We start from the raw sequence: 18,675 nt of genomic DNA on the forward strand, positions 1-18,675 counted from the left end.
ACGGCCGCCGGCCTCCTGAGCCGGCGCCGCCCCGCCCCACCCGAGACACGCGCACCCGACACAAGCCCCGACACGAACAAGGCAGAGGCATGCCGGTGATTCTCGATCAGGTCCATGGCGGCCCGAAGCCGTATGCCCCGTTCGCCCTGCCGCCGAGTCCGGCGGTCGCGCGGCCGGGGGCCCGGCATGGCGCGCTGCCGGCCACCGTCATCCTGGTGCTGATCGTGGCCGTGGCAGCCGGCCTGCGGCTGCACCAGCTCGGCTACCTCTCGCTTTGGACCGACGAGGTCTTCTCCCGGTACTACTACCGCCTCGGGCTGCGCTACCTCTGGACCGAAGGGCTGGCCTGGGAAAGCAGCCCGCCGCTCTACTACATGGCCGCCGGCGCCTGGATGCAGCTGTTCGGGGACAGCGACGCGACCCTGCGCTCCCTTTCCGTCGCCGCCTCCCTGGCCACCCTGCCGCTCGCCTACCTGATCGGCCGCGAGACGCTCGGGCAGCGGGCCGCGCTGCTGGGCACGGCCCTGCTGGCCCTCGCGCCGGATTCCGTCTTCTACGCGCAGCAGGCCCGGCCCTACGCGCTGCTGGTGGCCTGGCTCTGCCTCTGCCTGCTCGGCCTGGTGCGCATCATGGGCGGGCGCTGGCGCGGAAGCCTCGCGCTCTACGTCGCCGGTGCGGTGCTGGCGCTCTACACCCACACCACCTCGACCTTCGTGATCGCCGCCTGCGGGCTGGTGGGCGCGGTGCCGATGCTGCGCGGACCCGGGACGAGGCCGCTCCTGACCTGGATCGGGGCGCACGCCCTGCTGGTCCTGCTCGCCCTGCCGGCACTGGCCGGCAGCATCCTGCACGTGGAGGAGCAGCGGCTCGCCTGGATCCCGCCGCTGGCGCGCTGGCAGTTCCTGAACATCGCCACGGAGGTGGTGGCCGGCCCCTGGTGGCCCGACGACGCCGCGTACCGCCTGCTGCCGCTGCTGCTGCTCGGCCTGCTGGCCCTGGCGCTGCTGCGCCGGCCGCCGCCGCTCCGGGCGGCCGCCGTGCTCGTGGTGGTGCCGCTGCTGTTCCTGGGGATGGTGGTCGCGGCGAGCCTGTTCCAGCCCATCCTGCTGGGCCGCGTCTTCGGCTGGACGGAGGTGCCGTTCTGCCTGCTGCTCGGCCACGCGCTGCTGCAGCCGGGCTGGGCCCGCCGCCTGCTCGCCCCCGTGCTGCTGCTGGCCTTCGGCCTCGGCCTGCACGCGCAGTTCCACACCGGGCCGAACGCCAAGGAGCCGTGGCGCGACGTGGTGGAGCGGATCCGGCCGGCGCTCGACCGCGGCACGACCGTGGTGCTGGGGCCGGAGACCATCGCGATCAACATCCGGCAGTACGCGCCGGAAGGCGGCGAGCTGCACACCCTGGCCAGCGATCCGCCCGGCCGGCCGGACCGGATCGTGTCCTACATCTTCCCCACGCCGGAAATGGGGCGCACCGAGCTCGCGCGCCGCATCGCGGCCGGCGAGGAGACGGTGATGGTGCTGCGCAGCCTGGACCTCGACTCCCTCGCGCCGATGCTGGAGGGGCTGCCGACGCCCGCGTGGCGGCTGGACTGGACGTTCCGCGGCACGGTCAGGGTCGCCGTCCTCGGCTGGAATGGGCGACCGGACGAACCGCCGGGCAGTTGATTCCCCGGCGGCGGACCCCGGCGGCGCCGGGCGGCCCGGCGCGTCGGGGAAAGGCGGCCGCGCCAGGGGCGGCCGGCGGGCAAAGGCGGGGTGGAACGCGCGCCCGGCCGCCACCCCGTTCCGCCGCCGCCTGCCGGCGATCCGCCCTATCCCGGCTTCGCCTTCAGCCCAGCTTCGCCTTCAGCACCGCGTTGACCAGGGCCGGGTTCCCCTTGCCCTGCATCGCCTTCATGGTCTGGCCGACGAAGAAGCCGAACAGCTTGTCCTTGCCCGACCGGTACTCGGCCACCTTGTCGGCGTTGCCGGCCAGCACCTTGTCCACCACCGCCTCGATGGCGCCGCTGTCCGTCACCTGCTTCAGGCCGCGCCGCTCGACGATGGCGCCCGGGTCCTCGCCCGTCTCCACCATCGCCTCGAACACCTCCTTGGCGAGCTTGCCGGAGAGGGTGCCGTCCGCCATCAGGTCGAGCAGCGCGCCGAGCTGCCGCGCCGAGACGGGCGGATCGGCGATGTCGCGCTTCGTGCGGTTCAGCGCGGCGAAGAAGTCGCCCATCACCCAGTTGGCGGCCTGCTTCGGGTCCCGCCCGCGCGCCACCTCCTCGTAGAAGGCGGCGGTCTCCTTCTCCAGCACCAGCACGCCGGCATCGTAGGCGGAGAGGCCGAAATCGCGCATGTAGCGGTCGCGCCTCGCATCCGGCAGCTCGGGCAGCGCGGCCTTCAGCTCCGCCACCCAGGCCTCCTCCAGCACCAGCGGCGGCAGGTCGGGGTCGGGGAAGTAGCGGTAGTCGTGCGCGTCCTCCTTGGAACGCATGGAGCGCGTGGTGCCGCGCGCGGTGTCGAACAGGCGCGTCTCCTGGTCGACCGTGCCGCCCGATTCCCACACCTCGATCTGTCGGCGCGCCTCGGCCTCCACCGCCTGCATCACGAAGCGGATGGAGTTGACGTTCTTCACCTCGCAGCGCGTGCGGAACGGCTCGCCGTGCTTGCGCACGGAGACGTTCACGTCGGCGCGCATGGAGCCCTCGTCCATGTTGCCGTCGCAGGTGCCGAGGTAGCGCAGGATCTGCCGCAGCTTGGTCAGGTAGGCGCCGGCCTCCTCGGGGGAGCGCATGTCGGGCTCGCTGACGATCTCCATCAGCGCGACGCCGGAGCGGTTGAGGTCGATGAAGCTGCGGCTCGGGTCCTGGTCGTGCAGCGACTTGCCGGCATCCTGCTCCAGATGCAGGCGCGTGATGCCGATCTCCTTCGTGCTGCCGTCCGACAGCTCGACGGTGATGCGCCCCGCGCCCACGATCGGGTGGTAGAGCTGGCTGATCTGGTAGCCCTGCGGCAGGTCCGCGTAGAAGTAGTTCTTGCGGTCGAAGCGGCTGACCAGGTTGATGTGCGCGTTCAGCCCGAGGCCGGTGCGCACGGCCTGCGCCACGCACTCCTCGTTCGGCACGGGCAGCATGCCGGGGAAGCCGGCATCGACGAAGCTGACCTGGGAGTTCGGCGCGGCGCCGAATTCCGTGGCGGCGCCGGAGAACAGCTTGGCCTGGCTGACGACCTGGGCATGGACCTCCAGCCCGATCACCAGCTCCCAGGGGCCGGTCTCGCCCTCGATGGTGTAGCTCATGCGTGCGCCCTCACGGCCGGCAGCGCCCTGATGTCGGCGGCGCGCTCGATGGCGCGGCCGACGGCGAACACGGTTTCCTCGTCGAAGGGCTGGCCGATCACCTGCAGGCCGAGCGGCAGCCCCTTCGCGTCCAGCCCCGCCGGCACGGCGAGGCCCGGCAGGCCGGCGAGGTTCGCCGTCACCGTGAACACGTCGTTGAGGTACATGGTCACCGGGTCGTCGCTCGCCTCGCCGGCGGCGAAGGCGGCGGAGGGGGTGGCCGGCGTCAGGATGGCGTCCACCTCAGCGAAGGCCTGCTCGAAGTCGCGCCGGATCAGGGCGCGCACCTTCTGCGCCTTCAGGTAGTAGGCGTCGTAGTAGCCGGCCGAGAGCACGTAGGTGCCGATCAGGATGCGCCGCCGCACCTCGGCGCCGAAGCCGGCGGCGCGGGTGCGCTCGTAGAGGTCCTTGAGGTCGCCGCCCTGCTCGACGCGCAGCCCGAAGCGCACGCCGTCGTAGCGCGCGAGGTTCGAGGAGGCCTCGGCCGGGGCCACGATGTAGTAGGTGGGCAGCGCGTACTTCGTGTGCGGCAGGCTGATCTCCACGGGCTCGGCGCCCGCCTCGCGCAGCCAGTCCAGCCCCTGCTGCCACAGCCGCTCGATCTCGGCCGGCATGCCGTCGAGCCGGTACTCGCGCGGCACGCCGATGCGCAGGCCCTTCACGCCGCGCTCGCAGGCCGCGGCGAAGTCCGGCACCGGCAGATCGACCGAGGTGCTGTCCTTCGGGTCGAAGCCCGCCATGGAGCGCAGCAGGATGGCGCAGTCCTCGACGGTGCGCGCCACCGGCCCGGCCTGGTCCAGCGAGGAGGCGAAGGCGACGATGCCCCAGCGCGAGCAGCGGCCATAGGTCGGCTTGATGCCGGCGATGCCGCAGAAGGCCGCGGGCTGGCGGATCGAGCCGCCCGTGTCGGTCGCCGTGGCGCCGAGCGCCAGCCGCGCCGCGACGGCGGCCGCCGAGCCGCCGGAGGAACCGCCCGGCACCAGCTTCGCCTCCGGATCGCCCGCGCGCTTCCACGGGTTCTCCACCGCGCCGAAGGCCGAGGTCAGGTTGGCCGAGCCCATGGCGAACTCGTCGAGATTCGCCTTGCCGAGGAACACCGCGCCGTCGCGCAGCAGGTTGCCGCTGACCGTGCTCTCGTAGGGCGGCACGAAGTTGCCGAGGATGCGGCTCGCCGCCGTGGTGCGCACGCCCTTCGTGCAGAACAGGTCCTTGATGGCGAGCGGGATGCCCTCCAGCGGCCCGGCCTCGCCGCGCGCGATCCGTTCGTCGCTCGCGCGCGCCTGCGCCAGCGCCTGCTCGGCGGTGACGGTGATGTAGGCATTCAGGCGCGGGTTCAGCGCCGCGATCGCGTCGAGATGCGCGCGGGTCAGCTCCTCGGCCGAGATCGCGCGCTCGTCCAGCGCGGCGCGGGCGCCGGCCAGGGTGAAGTCCGTCGGGTTCATTCCACCACCTTGGGCACGCCGAAGAAGGCGCCTTCGCGGTCCGGGGCCCGGTCGGGGGCGTTGGCGAGCACGGCATCGGGGATGCCGCCATCGGTCACCTTGTCGGCGCGCAGCCGCAGCGCGAGCTGGGTGCCGCCCTGGCCTCCCCCGGCCAGCGGCTCCACGCCTTCCGTATCGACCGCCTGCAATTGCTCGATCCAGCCGAGGATGCCGTTCAGCTCGCCCTGCACCCGGGCGACGTCCTGCTCCTCCAGCCGGATGCGGGCGAGCGAGGCGATGCGGCGCACGGTGGTCGGGTCGAGCGACATGTCTCTCGTTTCTGGAACTCTTGGGGTTGGGAAGGGGCCGGACCATAAACACCGCCATGCCCCTGTTCAACCTGCCCGACCTGCGCGCCGCCCTGACCCGCGACCAGCGGCTGATCGGCCTCGACTTCGGCACGAAGCTGATCGGCGTGGCGCTCTCCGACGTCTCCTGCCGCCTCGCCACCCCCTACGGGACGCTGAAGCGCGGCAGGCTGCGCGACAACGCGGCCGAGATCGCCGCCATCGCCCGCAAGGAAGGGGCGGGGGGGCTGGTGGTGGGCCTGCCCCTTTCCATGGACGGCTCCTTCGGCCCGGCGGCGCAGCGGGTGAAGGACTGGACGCTCGCCCTCTCCGAGGCGACCGGCCTGCCGGCGGCGCTGAAGGACGAGCGGCTCAGCTCGGCGGCGGTGAACCGGACGCTGATCGGCGAGGCCGACCTCAGCCGCGGCAAGCGGGCGGCGGTGGTGGACCGGGCGGCGGCGGCCTGGATGCTCCAGGGGGCGCTCGATTCCCTGGGGTGATTCCCCGGGACGATCGCCCGGGACGATCCCGTGGGGCGATCCCGTGGGGGGTTGAGTCGATCCCCGGTCAGGCCGCGGGCCGGCATGCCTCCCGCCGCCGACCGGCGTAACGGCGGGGCCGCGCACGCGAAGGTGAGGCGGCGGCCTCGTTGCGGAACGTCCTTCGCGGCCGCGAAGAAAGGACGCGATTCCCCGCCATCCGACCTCTGAAACAGTTCCGCGCCGTCATCGCGCCGCCCCGTTTGTGCCACGAACCCGCAACCCGCCTCGTGCATACGACCTGCGTCCACGCCGTCCCGGCGGTACCCGCGTCGCCAGCAGGCGGGCGGTGCCGCGCCATCGGCGTGGGACGCAAGGCCCGGGCGACCGGGCCAGGGAGTTCCTGTCTTGTCCGACCAGATCGCCATCCACGCCCACGGCGCCCGTGACGGGTCGCCGTGCTTCGATACCTTCCTCGTCGACGCGCCGGCCGGACTGGCCGGCGCGTCGGCGCCGGCGGCACTGCGCCCGGGCATGCCGGTCACCCTGCGCGCCGTGGCCGGCCGCGGCTGGCCGCGCTTCGACGTGTGGTGCGGCGCCGGCAAGCGGCTCGGCCGGCTGCCGCCGGCGGACGCGGCGACGCTCGGCACCGTCTCCGGCCAGGGCAGGACCCTGTCCGGGGAGATCTCCGCGCTGGTGCCGACGCGGCTCGGCTCCCGCATCCACCTGCGGATCGCGCTGCCCGAGGCAGCCTGATACGGCCCCGCCCCCAGGCCCAGGCCCCGGCCCCCGGTGCCGGGTGCGGGCGGCCCAGGTGATCGCGCGACGCCCGGGAGTCGTGGGAATCATGCCGGCCCGCCTTCGGGCCGACCGGCATGCGCCTCGGGGGCCGGAGGGGCGTCAGGCCCGGGCGGCCGGCGGTCCCCTCCCCGCCCGCCCCCTCGCCGGGAGGGCGCGGCCGCCCATATCGGCGGGATGGATGACAGCCCCCTGCTCGCCTTCCTGTCCGGCACCGGCCCGGACCATGCCGGCCGCCGCCTGGACGAGATCCTGGCGCGGGACGACGCATGGCTGGAGCATCGCCACGACTACATCCAGTGGCTGTTCCCGATCCCGACGCCGAGCGGCCCCAACCCGCTGGCGCCGGTGCTGACGCCGGCCGAGGCGGCGGCGGCGCGGGCGCGCCCCGAGGCGCTGGCCAATCTGCGCCGCTCGACCGACCGCATGCGCGCCTTCTACGCGGCGACGCGGCACTGGCGCGCCCCGCACGACCACAACCACCTGCGCATCACCCGCATCCTGCACTGCCTGCGGCTGCTGCCCGGCGCCGAGGCGGCAGCGGCGTTCCATGCCGGCATCCTGGCCCTGCTCGGCCCGGGCGGGGCGCCGGTGAACCGCGCCTCGCTGGATTTCTGGCGCCGGGCCGCCGCGGGCGGCTGAGGCGGCCCCGCCGGCCCGCCCAGTGTGCGCCTGGTGCGTGCGCCCAGTGCCTGCGCCCGGTGCCTGCGCCCGGTGCCCGCCGCCGGCGTCGCTCAGGCCGGCCGCGTGTGCGTCGCCATGGTGCGCTCGTCCATGCGCGCCTCGTAGCGCAGGCCGCGCCGCATGGCCCAGCTGTTGACCAGCTCGTGCAGCGGGATGATGGCGACGTCGTCGGCCACCATCTGCACGGCCTGCTGCAGCAGCCGCTCGCGCGCCGGGTCGTCCAGCGTGGCGACGGCGCGCTCGGTCAGCGCGTCCAGCGCGGGGTTGCTGTAGCGGCCGGAATTCGAGGCGCCGCGGCGCTTCGCGGGATCGTAGGTGCCGAGGATGTTGACCAGGGCGTAGGAGGCCTCGCCGGTCTGGCTGCCCCAGCCGATCAGCCGGATCGAGAATTCCTGCCGCGCCGAGCGCCCGGCGAAGCTTGCCCAGGGAATCGCCTCCACCTCGGTGCGCACGCCGATGCGGGTCCACATCTGCGCCACGGCCTGGGCGGTGCGGGCGTCGCCCGGATAGCGGTCGCTCGGGCTGTGCAGGGTCAGGCGGAAACCCTGCGGGAAGCCGGCCTCGGCCAGCAGGCGCCTGGCCTGCTCCGGGTCGTAGGGCGGCGCCGGCACGTCGGGGTTGTAGCCGAAGGTGCCGGGCGGCAGCCATTGCCCGGCCGGCTGCGCCGTGCCCTCCATCACCCGCTCGGCCAGTGCCTGGCGGTTGATGGCGAGGCTCAGCGCCCGGCGCACCCGCACGTCCAGGAACGGGTTGCGCGCGAGCTTCCTTCCCTCGTTGTCGGTGACGAAGGGCTCCTCGCCGGTGCGCGAGAAATCGGGGGCGAGGTAGATCAGGCGCAGCCCCTGGATCTGGGCGATGTCGATGCGCGGCTCGCGCTTCAGGCGCGGCAGGTCCGAGGAGGGCACCTGGTCGATCAGGTCCACGTCGCCCGAGAGCAGCGCCGCGGTGCGCGCGCCGTCGTTCAGGATGAAGCGGTAGTCCACCTTCTCCCAGGGCTCGGCCCCGCCCCAGTACCGGTCGTTGCGGAGCAGTTCCACCCGGTCGCCGGGGCGGAAGGAGACGAAGCGGTACGGGCCGGTGCCGATCGCCGCCTTGCCGCTGTTGTAGTCCTCGGTGGCCGCCCCCTCGGCGGCGTGGCGGGCGACGATCGAGACGCCGGCCATGTTGACCGGCAGCAGCGGGTCGGCGGCGGCGGTGTGCAGGCGCAGGGTCAGCGGGTCGGGGATCTCGACGCGGGTGATCGTGCGGACATAGCCGCCGAAGCCGCCCGGGCTGTTCGGCACGTTGGGCACGCGGCCGATGGTGAAGGCCACGTCGTCGGCGGTGAAGTCGCGCCCGTCGTGCCATTTCACGCCCGGCCGCAGCCTGAACTCCCAGAGCGTCTCCGACACGGGGCGCCAGCTTTCCGCCAGCCCCGGCTTCAGCCGCGCGCGGGCGTCGAAGGTGGTGAGGCTGTCGAAGATGTGCTGCGCGACCGAGATGTTGGGCGAGGCGTTGTAGAAGTGCGGGTCGATCGAGGTGGCCGGCGCGCCGGCGCCGATGGTCAGCACCGCGGCGCCGCCGGCCTGGCCGGCCCGGGCCCGCCGCGCGGCGCCCGCCAGAACCGTCCCCGCCAGCGCGGTCACGGCGGCCGCGCCGAGGACCCGCCGCCGGGACGTGCCTGCCGGGGATGCGTCGTCGCGGGATGCGTCGCAGCGGGATGTGTCGTCGCGGGGTGTGTCGTCGCGGGGTGTGTCGTCGCGGGATCGGCCGCCGGAAGGGTTCGCGGGAAGCGTGTCGATCGGCGGCATGCGTCGTCTCCGGCGGCGATGCGTCAGCCTAGCTTGGCCCCGGAGCGGCTGCTACCATTCCGCCATGCGGTGTTGCACGGCGCTCGGTGCCCGGGACCACTGGCGGTACGACGCCCCGGCGGATGCGGGCGTGCCGCCGCGCGCCGCCCGCCCGGTCCGCCATCCTCCGGCCGGCCATGGGATGTCGCACGACCGGATGGCCGCGGCTTGACCGCCTTCCTGCTGCGCCGGCTGCTGCAGGCGGCCTTCGTGATGCTGGCCATGTCGGTGCTGGTGTTCCTCGGCGTCTTCGCCATCGGCGACCCGGTGGAGATCCTGGTCAGCCCGCAGGCCGACCAGGCGGAGCGGGCGCGGATCATCGCCGATCTCGGCCTCGACCGGCCGCTCTGGGAGCAGTACCTCCACTTCCTCGGCAACGCGCTGCGCGGCGATCTCGGCCGCTCCTTCGCCTACAACGAGCCGGCGCTGCGGCTGATCCTGCACCGGCTGCCGGCGACGCTGGAGCTGGCCGCCTCGGCCATGCTGATCGCCCTCGTGATCGGCCTGCCGCTCGGCCTCTTCGCCGGGCTGCCGCCGCGCACCCTGCCGCTGCGCGTGATCGTGCTCGTCGCCGGCCTCTGCTTCTCGCTGCCCGCCCTCTGGCTCGCGCGGGTGCTGCTCGACCAGCTTCCCGGGGGGGCAGGGCCGGCCGCCGCGGCCGCGCTCGCCCTCCTCGCCCTCGGGCTGCCGGCCGGCCTCGCCGCCGGGGTGCTGCCGCGCGACCTGCCGGCGCGCGCCATCATGGCCGGCTCGATCCTCGGCTTCTCGCTGCCCACCTTCTGGGTCGGGCTGCTGCTGATCATGGTGTTCGCGGTGCAGCTCGGCTGGCTGCCCTCCACCGGGCGCGGCGCGACCGTCGCGGTGCTCGGCGTCGAGTGGAGCTTCCTGACGGCGGACGGCATCGCGCACCTGATCCTGCCCGCCCTCAACCTCGCGCTGTTCAACATCAGCCTGATGGTGCGGCTGGTGCGCGCGGGGGTGCGCGAGACCATGCTGACAGAGTTCGTGAAGTTCGCCCGCGCCAAGGGCCTGTCGCCGCGCCGGATCGTGCTGGTGCACGTGCTCAAGGCGATCATGATCCCGGTGGTGACGGTGCTCGGGCTGGAATTCGGCCAGACCGTGGCCTTCTCCGTGGTGACGGAGAGCGTCTTCGCCTGGCCGGGCGTGGGCAAGCTGATCGTGGACAGCATCTACCAGCTCGATCGCCCCGTGATCGTCGCCTACCTGATGCTGATCGTGCTGCTGTTCATCCTGATCAACCTCGCGGTCGACCTCGCCTACTCCCTGCTCGACCCGCGCGTGCGGCTCGGAGGGCGCGCTTGAGCGGCGCCGCGCTCGCGCCCGACGAGACGCCGCTGCGCCGCTTCCTCGCGGACTACGCCGCCTCGCCTCTCGCCCTGCTCGGCCTGCTGCTGCTGCTGCTGATCGCGGCGGCGGCGATCCTCGCCCCCTGGATCGCGCCGCAGGACCCCTACGACCTCGCCCAGCTCGACATCCTGGACGGCAAGCTGCCGCCCGGCTCGCCGGCCGGCGCCGGCTTCACCTACTGGCTCGGCACCGACGACCAGGGCCGCGACATGCTCTCGGGCATCCTGTACGGGCTGCGCACCAGCCTCGGCGTCGGGGCCGGCTCGGCGGTGCTGGCCGGGATCGTGGGCGGCGCGCTCGGGCTGCTCGCCGGCTACGCGGGCGGGCGGACCGACGGCGCCATCATGCGCGTGGTGGACCTCCAGCTCTCCTTCCCGGCCATCCTGGCGGCGCTGATGATCCTCGCCTGGCTCGGCAAGGGGGTCGCCAACGTGGTGCTGGCGCTGGTGCTGGTGGAATGGGCCTACTACGCCCGCACCGTGCGCGGCTCGGCGCTGGCCGAGCGGCAGCGCGACTACGTGGAGGCGGCGCGCGGCCTCGCCCTGCCGGCCTGGCGCGTCCTGTTCCGCCACCTGGCACCCAACTGCGCACCCACCTTCATCATCGTGCTGACCATGCAGATGGCGCGCGCCGTGGCGCTGGAGGCGACGCTCTCCTTCCTCGGCCTCGGCGTGCCGATCACCGAGCCCTCGCTCGGCCTGCTGATCGCCAACGGCAGCGAGTACATGCTGGCCGGCCAGTACTGGATCTCCTTCTATCCCGGCCTCGCCCTGCTGCTGACCATCGTCGCCGTCAACCTCGTGGGCGACCACCTGCGCGACGTGCTGAACCCGAAGCTGCAGGCATGAGCGGCGCGTCGCCACTCGCGCCGCCAGCCGTGTCGCCATCCGCCGGCCCCACGCTGGAGGTGCGCCACCTCAGCACGCACTTCCTCACCCGCGCCGGCGCGCTGAAGGCGGTGGACGACGTCTCCTTCAGCATCGGGCGCGGCGAGGTGCTCGGCCTCGTCGGCGAATCCGGCTCGGGCAAGACGGTGACGGGCTTCTCGCTGCTCGGCCTGGTCGACCCGCCCGGCCGCGTCGTCGGCGGCGAGATACGCTTCCGCGGCGAGAACCTGGTCGGGCTGCCGGAGGAGCGGATGCGGCACCTGCGCGGCAACCGCATCGCGATGATCTTCCAGGACCCGATGATGACGCTCAACCCGGTCCTGCGCATCGACACGCAGATGATCGAGACGGTGCTGGCGCACGCGCCGCGCCTCTCGCGCGCCGAGGCCCGCGCCCGCTGCCGCGACGCGCTCGGCCAGGTCGGCATCCCGAGCCCGGAGGAGCGCCTCTCCGCCTACCCGCACGAATTCTCGGGCGGCATGCGCCAGCGTGTGGCCATCGCCATCGCCCTGCTGCACCGCCCCGACCTCATCATCGCCGACGAGCCGACCACGGCGCTCGACGTCACCATCCAGGCGCAGATCCTGGCCGAGGTGCAGTCGCTCTGCGCCGGGTACGGCACCAGCCTGCTCTGGATCACCCACGACCTCTCGGTGGTGGCCGGCCTCGCCGACAGCCTCGCCGTGATGTACGCCGGCCGCGTGGTGGAGACCGGGCCGGTGGACGCGGTGCTGGACGCGCCGCTGCACCCCTACACCGCCGGGCTGATCGGCAGCGTGCCCAGCCGCAACCGGCGCGGCGCGCCGCTGCGCCAGATCCCGGGCCTCACGCCCTCGCTGCTCAACCTGCCGCGCGGCTGCGCCTTCCGCGCCCGCTGCCCGCGCGCCGACGCGGTGTGCACGGCGCCGCCCGCGCTGGACGAGAAGCGGCCGGGGCGCTTCGCGCGCTGCTTCCACCCGCACGGGGAGGAGGACGGCGATGCGGGGTGACGTTCGGGGCTTCCCCCCGGACCCCATCCGTTTTTCGGCCTCGCCGGTTGGGACGGCGAGGCTCCTGATGGAACGGGGGGTTCCAGGGGGGCTTCGCCCCCTGGCGCTTTCTTCCTTTCCCCCATGAACGCCCTCCCCATGGTGCAGCTCGACGGCGTCTCCCGCCGCTTCGAGCGTCGTCTCGACCTCGCCGGCCGCCTCGCCCGCCGCCTCGGCGCCTCGCTGCGCGACGAGGTGGTGCATGCCGTGGACGGGGTGGACCTCGCCATCCGTCGCGGCGAGGTGCTGGGGCTGGTAGGCGAGTCCGGCTGCGGCAAGTCCACGCTGGGGCGCATGGTGGCGGGGCTGCTGCCGGTCTCGGGCGGCACCATCCGGCGCGAGGGGCGCGACATCGCGACGCTCGGGCGCCGCCAGCGCCTGCGCACGCAGATGATCTTCCAGGACCCCTACGCCTCGCTCAACCCGCGCCTGCGCGTCGGCCAGATCGTCGGCGAGGCGCCGCTGGTCCACGGCCTCGTGCCGCGCGCCGGCGTCGAGACCTACGTCGAGGAGCAGCTCCGCCGCGCCGGGCTCGATCCCGCGCTGCGCCGGCGCTTCCCGCACCAGTTCTCCGGCGGCCAGCGCCAGCGCATCGGCATCGCCCGCGCGCTCGCCGTGCAGCCCGATTTCCTGGTCTGCGACGAGGCGGTGGCGGCGCTCGACGTCTCGATCCAGGCGCAGATCCTCAACCTGTTCATGCGCCTGCGCCGCGAGCTCGACCTCACCTACCTCTTCATCAGCCACGATCTCGGCGTGGTCGAGCACCTGTCGGACAGGGTGGCCATCATGTATCTCGGCCGCGTGGTGGAGGAGGCGCCGGTGGCGGCGATCTTCGGCCGGCCGAACCATCCCTACACCCAGGCGCTGCTGGCGCAGGTGCCGCGCATCGAGGCACGCCGGCGCGCCTTCGCGGGCATCCGGGGCGAGTTGCCCTCGCCGCTGCGCCCGCCGCCCGGCTGCCATTTCCATCCGCGCTGCCCGCACGCGCTGCCGCGCTGCGCCGCCGAGCGCCCGGCGCTGCGCGAGGTGGCGCCGGGACACCGCAGCGCCTGTCACCTCAACGATTCCCCATGAAGATGCGACAAGTGAAGGCGCGGCACCGGATGCGACCCTGGACGACCCGTTCCGCCCTGCTGCTTCCGGCGCTGGCGGCGCTGCTGCTGCTGGCCGCGTGCCGGACGACGCCGATGGCGCCGGGCGGCACGCGCGAGCGGCCGCTCGGCGAGGCGCTGCCGCCGCCCGACCTGCGGCAGCCGGCGCGCTGAGCGTCGCGGCACGGCCGCGCCAGGCATTGCGGCGCAGCCGCGCCAGGCATTGCGGCGCAGCCGCGCCGGGCACCATGGCGCAGCCGCGCCGCCTTGCGGCACGGCACGACGCCTTCCATGCTGCGACGCATCGCCGGAGAGGAGTGTCGCGCTTGTATTCCACCCTTCCCGTCCCAGAGGGCGGCTACCGCTTCATCCCCGCCGTCTACCAGTATTCCGGCGGCGTCGCCGCCGAGCCGGGGTTCCGCATCGAGCGCGTGCGCTTCGCCGAACCGGTGCCGGTCGAGGCCGGCTTCGCCGCCATCGCCGCCCTGCTGGAGGCCGCCGGCCGTCCGAAGGCGGCCTTCTGCGCCTGCGAGCTCCGCTCGCCCGAACCCTTCACCGAGCAGGGCTTCCGCGACTTCAACGGAATCTACGGCCGCGTGCTGGAGGAATGGGGCCTCTTCCGCGACGGGAGGAACCCGGTCGCCCGCTCCAACGTCTGCCCCGAGGTGTCGCCGCCCGCGGTGCCGAGCTTCCACGCCTTCGCCTACACCGTGCCCGACCCGTCCGCGCCGCCCTCCTTCGTGGTGGCCGGCAGCGGCGAGTCCGAGGAAGGCCACGCCAACTACCGGGACCATGTCGTGGCGCTCGACGACCTTTCGCCGGACGGCATCGCCGCCAAGGTGCGCTGGGTGCTGGGCGAGATGGAGCGGCGCATGGCCGCCCTCGGCGCCGACTGGCAGGCGACGACCGGCGTGCAGATCTACACCGTGCACGACTTCCACGCCGTCGTCGCGAACGAGCTGGCGGCGCGCGGCGCGGCACGGCACGGGCTCACCTGGCAGTTCTGCCGGCCACCGATCGTGAAGATCGAGTACGAGATGGACTGCCGCGGCGTCGCGCTGGAACGCGTGCTGCCACGCTGAGCCCGCTGCCGCACCGGGCCTGCCGCACGCCCGCTGCGACGGCGGGCGGATAGGTGGCGGCAGGCACGGATATTGCAACGCAGCAACACGATGCCATGGCGCCTGCATGCCCGCACGGGTGTCGCGCCGCGTGGCCTCCGTCGTGGCTCCACGGCAAGGGCGCCGCGATGCGCGTCGCCCCTTGTCGTGGAGCCGCCATGCCCATCACCCGTCGCCGCGCCACCCTGATGCTCGCGGGGCTGCCGGCCCTCGCGCGCGGCCGTGCCGCCTTCGCGCAGGCCGCGCCCGCCTGGTCGCCGAGCCGGCCGGTGCGCTGCATCATCCCGTTCACGCCGGGCGGCACCATGGATGTGGTGGTGCGGCTGGTGCAGGACCCGATGCAGCGCGACCTCGGCCAGCCCGTGGTGATCGAGAACCGGCCCGGCGGCTCCACCATCGTCGGCACGCAGGAGGTGATGCGCTCGCCGGCCGACGGCCACGCCATGATCATGGTGGCCAACAGCTTCGCGGCCAACATCACGCTGCGGAAGAGCCTGCCCTACGATTCGCTGCGCGACCTCGCGCCGGTCTGCATGACCTCGGTGGTGCCGCACGTGCTCTGCGTGCATCCCTCGGTGGCGGCTGATTTCGCGGCGTTCCTGGCGGCGGCCCGCCGGCCCGGCGACGGGCTCTCCTTCGGCTCCTACGGCATCGGCACCTCGAACCACCTCGGCGCCGAGCAGTTCAAGCAGGCCGCGGGGCTGAACGCGACGCACGTGCCCTACAATGGCGGGCCGCAGGCCACCACCGACCTGATCGGCGGCCGCATCCAGTTCATGTTCGCCAACCTGCCGGACATCCTGCAATCCGTGCGTGGCGGCGAGCTGCGCGCCATCGCCATCTCGGCCGATGCGCGGGCGCGCGAGCTGCCGGAGGTGCCGACCATGGCGGAGCTGGGCTTCCCGCTGGTGCTGTCGGACAGCTGGTTCGGCGTGCTGATGCGCAGCGACGTGCCGGCGGCGGCGCGGGCGCGGCTGGAGTCGGCCTGGATCGCCGCGCTGAACCGGCCGGAGGTGCGCGGGCGGCTGGAGGACCAGGGCTTCACCGTGCTGGCGAAGCCGGCGGCGGAATTCGGCAAGGAGATACGCCGCTACGCCGAGACCTACGCGGAGGTGATCCGGATGGGGAACATCCGGGTGGAGTGACCGGCCCGGGGCGCGGGGGCTTCGCCCCTGCGACCCCGGCAAGGGGCGCTGCCCTTGCATCCCCGCCAAGGGGCGAAGCCCCCTTGGAACCCCCATTCCAGGAAGGATGGCCTGACGGCCGTAACCTGCGGGACCAGGCGAACAGCGGTGCAGGCGGGCTTCGCCCTCCTGCCGGATGGGGTCGGGGGGAGGCAGAGCCTTCCCCAGGCGGATGAGATCCGGGAAAGGCGCAGCCTTCCCCGCCGGCCGTTCACCCAAGCGTGGCGCCCGCCCTCTCTTGCGGCGCGGCGCACTCTGTGGGCATCAACGGCCGAGGCCGCCGCCCGACCGGGACGGCAACGGCGGCGCGAGGGAGGGGCCGTTGCCGTCCTGCACCACGATCCGGCAGGGAGCCGGACCCACCACGGGCGAAACCCAGGCGGATGCCGGGGCGCAGGCGAGCCACGCAGCCGCGAGCCAGCCGGCCGCCGGCGCCACCTCCTTCTTCACCATCTTCCCCTCGATCATGCTGCCGATGTTCCTGGCGGTGATCGACCAGACCATCGTGGCCACCGCCCTGCCCGCCATCGCCGCCTCGCTCGGCGGCGTCGAGCGGCTGAGCTGGGTGGTGGTGTCCTATCTCGTCGCCACCACCATCGCCGCCCCGGTCTACGGCCGTCTCGGCGACGCGCTGGGGCGGCGGCGGATGATGCTGGTGGCGCTCGCCATCTTCATGCTGTTCTCGGCGCTCTGCGCCACGGCGCGCTCGGTGGAGATGCTGAGCTTCCTGCGCGTGCTCCAGGGCCTCGGCGGCGGCGGGCTGATGACGCTCTCCCAGGCCCTCATCGGCGAGGCGCTGCCGCCGCGCGAGCGCGCCCGCTACCAGGGCTACCTCGCCGCCGTCGCGGTCTGCTCCTCCACCTTCGGGCCGGTGGCGGGCGGCTTCCTGGCCGAGCATCTCGGCTGGCGCTCGATCTTCCTGGTGAACCTGCCGGTCGGGGCGCTCGCCATGCTGCTGACGCTACGTCTGCCCCGGCGCGGCGGCACGGGCGGCAGCCTGCGCTTCGACACGCTCGGCCTCGTGCTGTTCGTGCTGTTCGTCGCGCCGATGCTGCTGGCGCTGACCCTGGCGCAGCGGCTGGACTTCGCCTCGCTGCCCGCCATCCTGGGGCTGGTGGCGCTCTCCTGCTGCTCCTGCCTGCTGCTGCTGCGCCAGGAGCGCCGCGCGGCGATGCCGCTGCTGCCGCTCCGCCTGCTGCGCCAGCCCACCATCTGGCGCGCCGACGGCATGGCGATGTTCCACGGCGCGGCGCTGGTGGCGCTGTTCACCTTCCTGCCGATGTACCTGCGCGTCGTGCGCGGCGCCTCGGCCACCGAGACCGGGCTGCTGCTGCTGCCGCTGGCGGCGGGGATCGGCATCGGCTCGATGCTGACGGGCCGTCTCGTCGCCCGCACCGGGCGCACGGCGGTGTTCCCGACGGTCGGGCTCGCGGTGGCGACGCTGACCCTGCTCTGCCTCGCCCTGTTCGCCGGGCGTTTCAGCCTGCCGGCGCTGGTCACGCTGCTCGGCGTGAACGCGATCTTCATGGGCACGGTGATGGGCGTGGTGCAGGTGACGGTGCAGACCGCGGCGCCGCCGCGCGCGATCGGCGCCGCCGCCGGCTCCGTGCAATTCTCCCGCGCCGTGGGCGCCGCCTTCGGCACGGCGCTGGTGGGGGCGGTGCTGTTCGCCGCCCTGTCGCTGACCGATCCGCTGGCGGCCGCGCTGTTCAACCGGCTGGTGCGCGAGGGGCCGGCGGTGATGGCGACGCTCTCCACCGCGCAGCAGGTGCTGGTGCGGGACGAGATCGCCGGCGCCTTCTCGGCGGCCTTCGTGACCATCGCGGCGTTCACCGGCGCCGGGCTGGCCCTCGCGGCGACGCTGCCGATGCGCCGGCTGCCCTGAGACGGACGGCGTGCCTCGGCCGTTGCCGAGGCACGTCCGGGCTGGGCGAGGCACACCCGCCGCCTCGGAACGAGCGTCGGACCGAAGGCCGGGGCAGTTCCGGGGCGCGTGGTCCGGGGCGCGTGGTCCGGGGCCGGCGGGTCGCTCCCGGCCGTCAGCGCCCCGGCACCAGTTCGAACAGCAGCAGCACGCCGCGCTGGAAGGGCGATTCGTTGTCGTCCGACAGCAGCGCCACCACGGTGCGGCCGCCGAGCCGCGCCACCGACACGCCCTCGAAATTGTCGGCCGGCAGGGGCGGTTCCAGGCGCAGCAGGGTCTCCGCCTCCAGCACCGTGCCCGGCCCCGCCGCGGCCAGCGCCGCGGGCGGGATCCAGGCCAGCCGGCAACGGAAGCGCAGCCCGGTGCCGAGGCCGAAGCGGCGCTCCAGCACCAGCGCGCCGCCATCGGGCAGCGCCGCCACGTCGGAGGGCCAGTAGTCGGGCGGCGCCGGGCGGTAGTCGAGGCGGGTCCAGTCCACGCCGCCATCCGCCCTTGGCCGGCCGATCCATGCCGCCACGTTACCCGGCGTGGCGGCGGCGAGGCTTTCCGACAGGGCCAGCCAGCGCCCGTCCGCCAGCACCGCCAGCGATTCGAGGCCGCCGTTCAGCGGCGCGCGCGCAAGGCCCGGCGGCGCCTCGACATAGGTGCCGGGCGCGTCGAGGTCGCGATAGGCGCGGATGCGGTGCCAACGCTCGAACCCCACCAGCCAGCCGCCGTCCGGCAGGCGCGCGAGGCTCTCGGAGTCGGCGACGAAATGCTGGTCCAGGGGCGCCCCGGCGCCGTCGTGCAGCCTGCCGGTGTGCAGTTCCGCCAGCCCGACCGGGCGCGGCCCATCCAGCAACAGCCGCGCGGTGAACCAGGCGCCGTGGTCGTTGAGGACGGTGAGCCGCCCATCCGGTTCGAGGTGCAGGGCGGAGAGCCCGCCGAAGCCGATCGCCTGCCGCGACAGGGCCAGCCCGCCCAGGGGAAGGAGACGGGGCAGGAACGCCGGACGCGGCGCCGGCGCCGTCCCCGCCAGCGCGCCACCGGCCGGAAGCGGCGCGGCAGGCGGCATGGTGATGGGAAAGGGGACGGCGACCGCCTCGCCGGGATCGGGCAGGCCCCGGGCGCCGCAGCCGGCCAGCGCCAGCGCGGCGCCGAGCACCAGGGCGCGCCGGCCCGTCCCGGCCGGCGGCGGCACCTCGGGTCGACGGCGCTGC

17 protein-coding genes are annotated in these 18,675 nt (G+C 73.9%); 12 read left to right on the forward strand and 5 right to left on the reverse strand.

Annotation, left to right across the window (positions count from 1 at the left end):
- Positions 1–89: 89 nt before the first annotated feature.
- Positions 90–1,661: a glycosyltransferase family 39 protein gene (locus M0638_RS13630; RefSeq protein WP_248667544.1), complete on the forward strand. Its 1,572-nt coding sequence runs from the start codon at positions 90–92 to the stop codon at positions 1,659–1,661.
- Between the two features lie 163 nt (positions 1,662–1,824).
- Here M0638_RS13630 and gatB read toward each other — a convergent pair whose 3' ends face one another.
- The 3 genes from gatB to gatC are packed head-to-tail and all read right to left on the reverse strand — an operon-like array spanning position 1,825 to position 5,065.
- On the reverse strand, positions 1,825–3,276 hold the full coding sequence (gatB, locus tag M0638_RS13635) for an Asp-tRNA(Asn)/Glu-tRNA(Gln) amidotransferase subunit GatB (protein WP_248667545.1): 1,452 nt from the start codon (positions 3,274–3,276) through the stop codon (positions 1,825–1,827).
- Positions 3,273–4,757 (reverse strand): Asp-tRNA(Asn)/Glu-tRNA(Gln) amidotransferase subunit GatA, encoded by a 1,485-nt coding sequence (gene gatA / locus M0638_RS13640; protein WP_248667546.1) that lies wholly within the window; start codon positions 4,755–4,757, stop codon positions 3,273–3,275. The genes gatB and gatA overlap by 4 nt, the downstream gene beginning before the upstream one ends.
- Entirely contained in the window at positions 4,754–5,065 is a 312-nt protein-coding gene (gatC, locus tag M0638_RS13645) for an Asp-tRNA(Asn)/Glu-tRNA(Gln) amidotransferase subunit GatC (protein WP_248667547.1), read from the reverse strand. The genes gatA and gatC overlap by 4 nt, the downstream gene beginning before the upstream one ends.
- A gap of 56 nt (positions 5,066–5,121) precedes the next feature.
- On the opposite strand from gatC, the gene ruvX reads away from it, so the two are divergent.
- The 3 genes from ruvX to M0638_RS13660 all read left to right on the forward strand — a co-directional run bounded on the left by ruvX (position 5,122) and on the right by M0638_RS13660 (position 7,002).
- The gene (ruvX, locus tag M0638_RS13650; protein WP_248667548.1) at positions 5,122–5,583 is read left to right on the forward strand and encodes a Holliday junction resolvase RuvX; all 462 of its coding nucleotides are present in this window, start codon (positions 5,122–5,124) and stop codon (positions 5,581–5,583) included.
- A gap of 387 nt (positions 5,584–5,970) precedes the next feature.
- Positions 5,971–6,318 (forward strand): hypothetical protein, encoded by a 348-nt coding sequence (locus tag M0638_RS13655; RefSeq protein ID WP_248667549.1) that lies wholly within the window; start codon positions 5,971–5,973, stop codon positions 6,316–6,318.
- 219 nt (positions 6,319–6,537) lie between these two features.
- Positions 6,538–7,002 (forward strand): opioid growth factor receptor-related protein, encoded by a 465-nt coding sequence (locus M0638_RS13660; protein ID WP_248667550.1) that lies wholly within the window; start codon positions 6,538–6,540, stop codon positions 7,000–7,002.
- Positions 7,003–7,094: 92 nt separating this feature from the next.
- On the opposite strand, the gene M0638_RS13665 is transcribed toward M0638_RS13660, so the two are convergent.
- On the reverse strand, positions 7,095–8,669 hold the full coding sequence (locus M0638_RS13665; protein WP_248667551.1) for an ABC transporter substrate-binding protein: 1,575 nt from the start codon (positions 8,667–8,669) through the stop codon (positions 7,095–7,097).
- Between the two features lie 372 nt (positions 8,670–9,041).
- Between M0638_RS13665 and M0638_RS13670 the strand changes: the two genes are divergently transcribed.
- The 8 genes from M0638_RS13670 to M0638_RS13705 all read left to right on the forward strand — a co-directional run bounded on the left by M0638_RS13670 (position 9,042) and on the right by M0638_RS13705 (position 17,437).
- Complete coding sequence (locus M0638_RS13670) at positions 9,042–10,196, forward strand: ABC transporter permease (RefSeq protein WP_248667552.1); 1,155 nt, start codon at positions 9,042–9,044, stop codon at positions 10,194–10,196.
- Positions 10,193–11,089 (forward strand): ABC transporter permease, encoded by an 897-nt coding sequence (locus M0638_RS13675; RefSeq protein ID WP_248667553.1) that lies wholly within the window; start codon positions 10,193–10,195, stop codon positions 11,087–11,089. Before M0638_RS13670 ends, M0638_RS13675 begins: the two co-directional genes overlap by 4 nt.
- Complete coding sequence (locus M0638_RS13680) at positions 11,086–12,117, forward strand: ABC transporter ATP-binding protein (RefSeq protein ID WP_248667554.1); 1,032 nt, start codon at positions 11,086–11,088, stop codon at positions 12,115–12,117. Before M0638_RS13675 ends, M0638_RS13680 begins: the two co-directional genes overlap by 4 nt.
- Before the next feature lie 138 nt (positions 12,118–12,255).
- Positions 12,256–13,230: an ABC transporter ATP-binding protein gene (locus M0638_RS13685; protein WP_248667555.1), complete on the forward strand. Its 975-nt coding sequence runs from the start codon at positions 12,256–12,258 to the stop codon at positions 13,228–13,230.
- Complete coding sequence (locus M0638_RS13690; RefSeq protein ID WP_248667556.1) at positions 13,227–13,421, forward strand: hypothetical protein; 195 nt, start codon at positions 13,227–13,229, stop codon at positions 13,419–13,421. Before M0638_RS13685 ends, M0638_RS13690 begins: the two co-directional genes overlap by 4 nt.
- Positions 13,422–13,573: 152 nt before the next feature.
- Positions 13,574–14,329, forward strand: coding sequence for a 2-amino-5-chloromuconate deaminase CnbZ (cnbZ, locus tag M0638_RS13695; RefSeq protein WP_248667557.1), 756 nt, complete (start codon positions 13,574–13,576; stop codon positions 14,327–14,329).
- Positions 14,330–14,526: 197 nt separating this feature from the next.
- Positions 14,527–15,513 carry a Bug family tripartite tricarboxylate transporter substrate binding protein gene (locus M0638_RS13700; protein ID WP_248667558.1) on the forward strand — a complete coding sequence of 329 codons (987 nt, stop codon included), beginning with the start codon at positions 14,527–14,529 and terminating at the stop codon, positions 15,511–15,513.
- A 361-nt stretch (positions 15,514–15,874) separates the two neighbouring features.
- Positions 15,875–17,437: an MFS transporter gene (locus tag M0638_RS13705; RefSeq protein ID WP_248667559.1), complete on the forward strand. Its 1,563-nt coding sequence runs from the start codon at positions 15,875–15,877 to the stop codon at positions 17,435–17,437.
- A gap of 154 nt (positions 17,438–17,591) precedes the next feature.
- Here M0638_RS13705 and M0638_RS13710 read toward each other — a convergent pair whose 3' ends face one another.
- Complete coding sequence (locus M0638_RS13710; protein WP_248667560.1) at positions 17,592–18,656, reverse strand: esterase-like activity of phytase family protein; 1,065 nt, start codon at positions 18,654–18,656, stop codon at positions 17,592–17,594.
- Between the last annotated feature and the right edge of the window lie 19 nt (positions 18,657–18,675).

It is taken from the genome of Roseomonas acroporae, assembly GCF_023223525.1.
Taxonomy (GTDB): domain Bacteria; phylum Pseudomonadota; class Alphaproteobacteria; order Acetobacterales; family Acetobacteraceae; genus Roseomonas_E; species Roseomonas_E acroporae.

What these genes read in the sequence shown, in the direction of transcription:
- M0638_RS13630 (WP_248667544.1), top strand. Translation starts at nt 90, where the DNA reads ATGCCGGTGATTCTCGATCAGGTCCATGGCGGCCCGAAGCCGTATGCC.
- gatB (WP_248667545.1), bottom strand. Translation starts at nt 3,276, where the DNA reads ATGAGCTACACCATCGAGGGCGAGACCGGCCCCTGGGAGCTGGTGATC.
- gatA (WP_248667546.1), bottom strand. Translation starts at nt 4,757, where the DNA reads ATGAACCCGACGGACTTCACCCTGGCCGGCGCCCGCGCCGCGCTGGAC.
- gatC (WP_248667547.1), bottom strand. Translation starts at nt 5,065, where the DNA reads ATGTCGCTCGACCCGACCACCGTGCGCCGCATCGCCTCGCTCGCCCGC.
- ruvX (WP_248667548.1), top strand. Translation starts at nt 5,122, where the DNA reads ATGCCCCTGTTCAACCTGCCCGACCTGCGCGCCGCCCTGACCCGCGAC.
- M0638_RS13660 (WP_248667550.1), top strand. Translation starts at nt 6,538, where the DNA reads ATGGATGACAGCCCCCTGCTCGCCTTCCTGTCCGGCACCGGCCCGGAC.
- M0638_RS13680 (WP_248667554.1), top strand. Translation starts at nt 11,086, where the DNA reads ATGAGCGGCGCGTCGCCACTCGCGCCGCCAGCCGTGTCGCCATCCGCC.
- M0638_RS13685 (WP_248667555.1), top strand. Translation starts at nt 12,256, where the DNA reads ATGGTGCAGCTCGACGGCGTCTCCCGCCGCTTCGAGCGTCGTCTCGAC.
- M0638_RS13690 (WP_248667556.1), top strand. Translation starts at nt 13,227, where the DNA reads ATGAAGATGCGACAAGTGAAGGCGCGGCACCGGATGCGACCCTGGACG.
- M0638_RS13700 (WP_248667558.1), top strand. Translation starts at nt 14,527, where the DNA reads ATGCCCATCACCCGTCGCCGCGCCACCCTGATGCTCGCGGGGCTGCCG.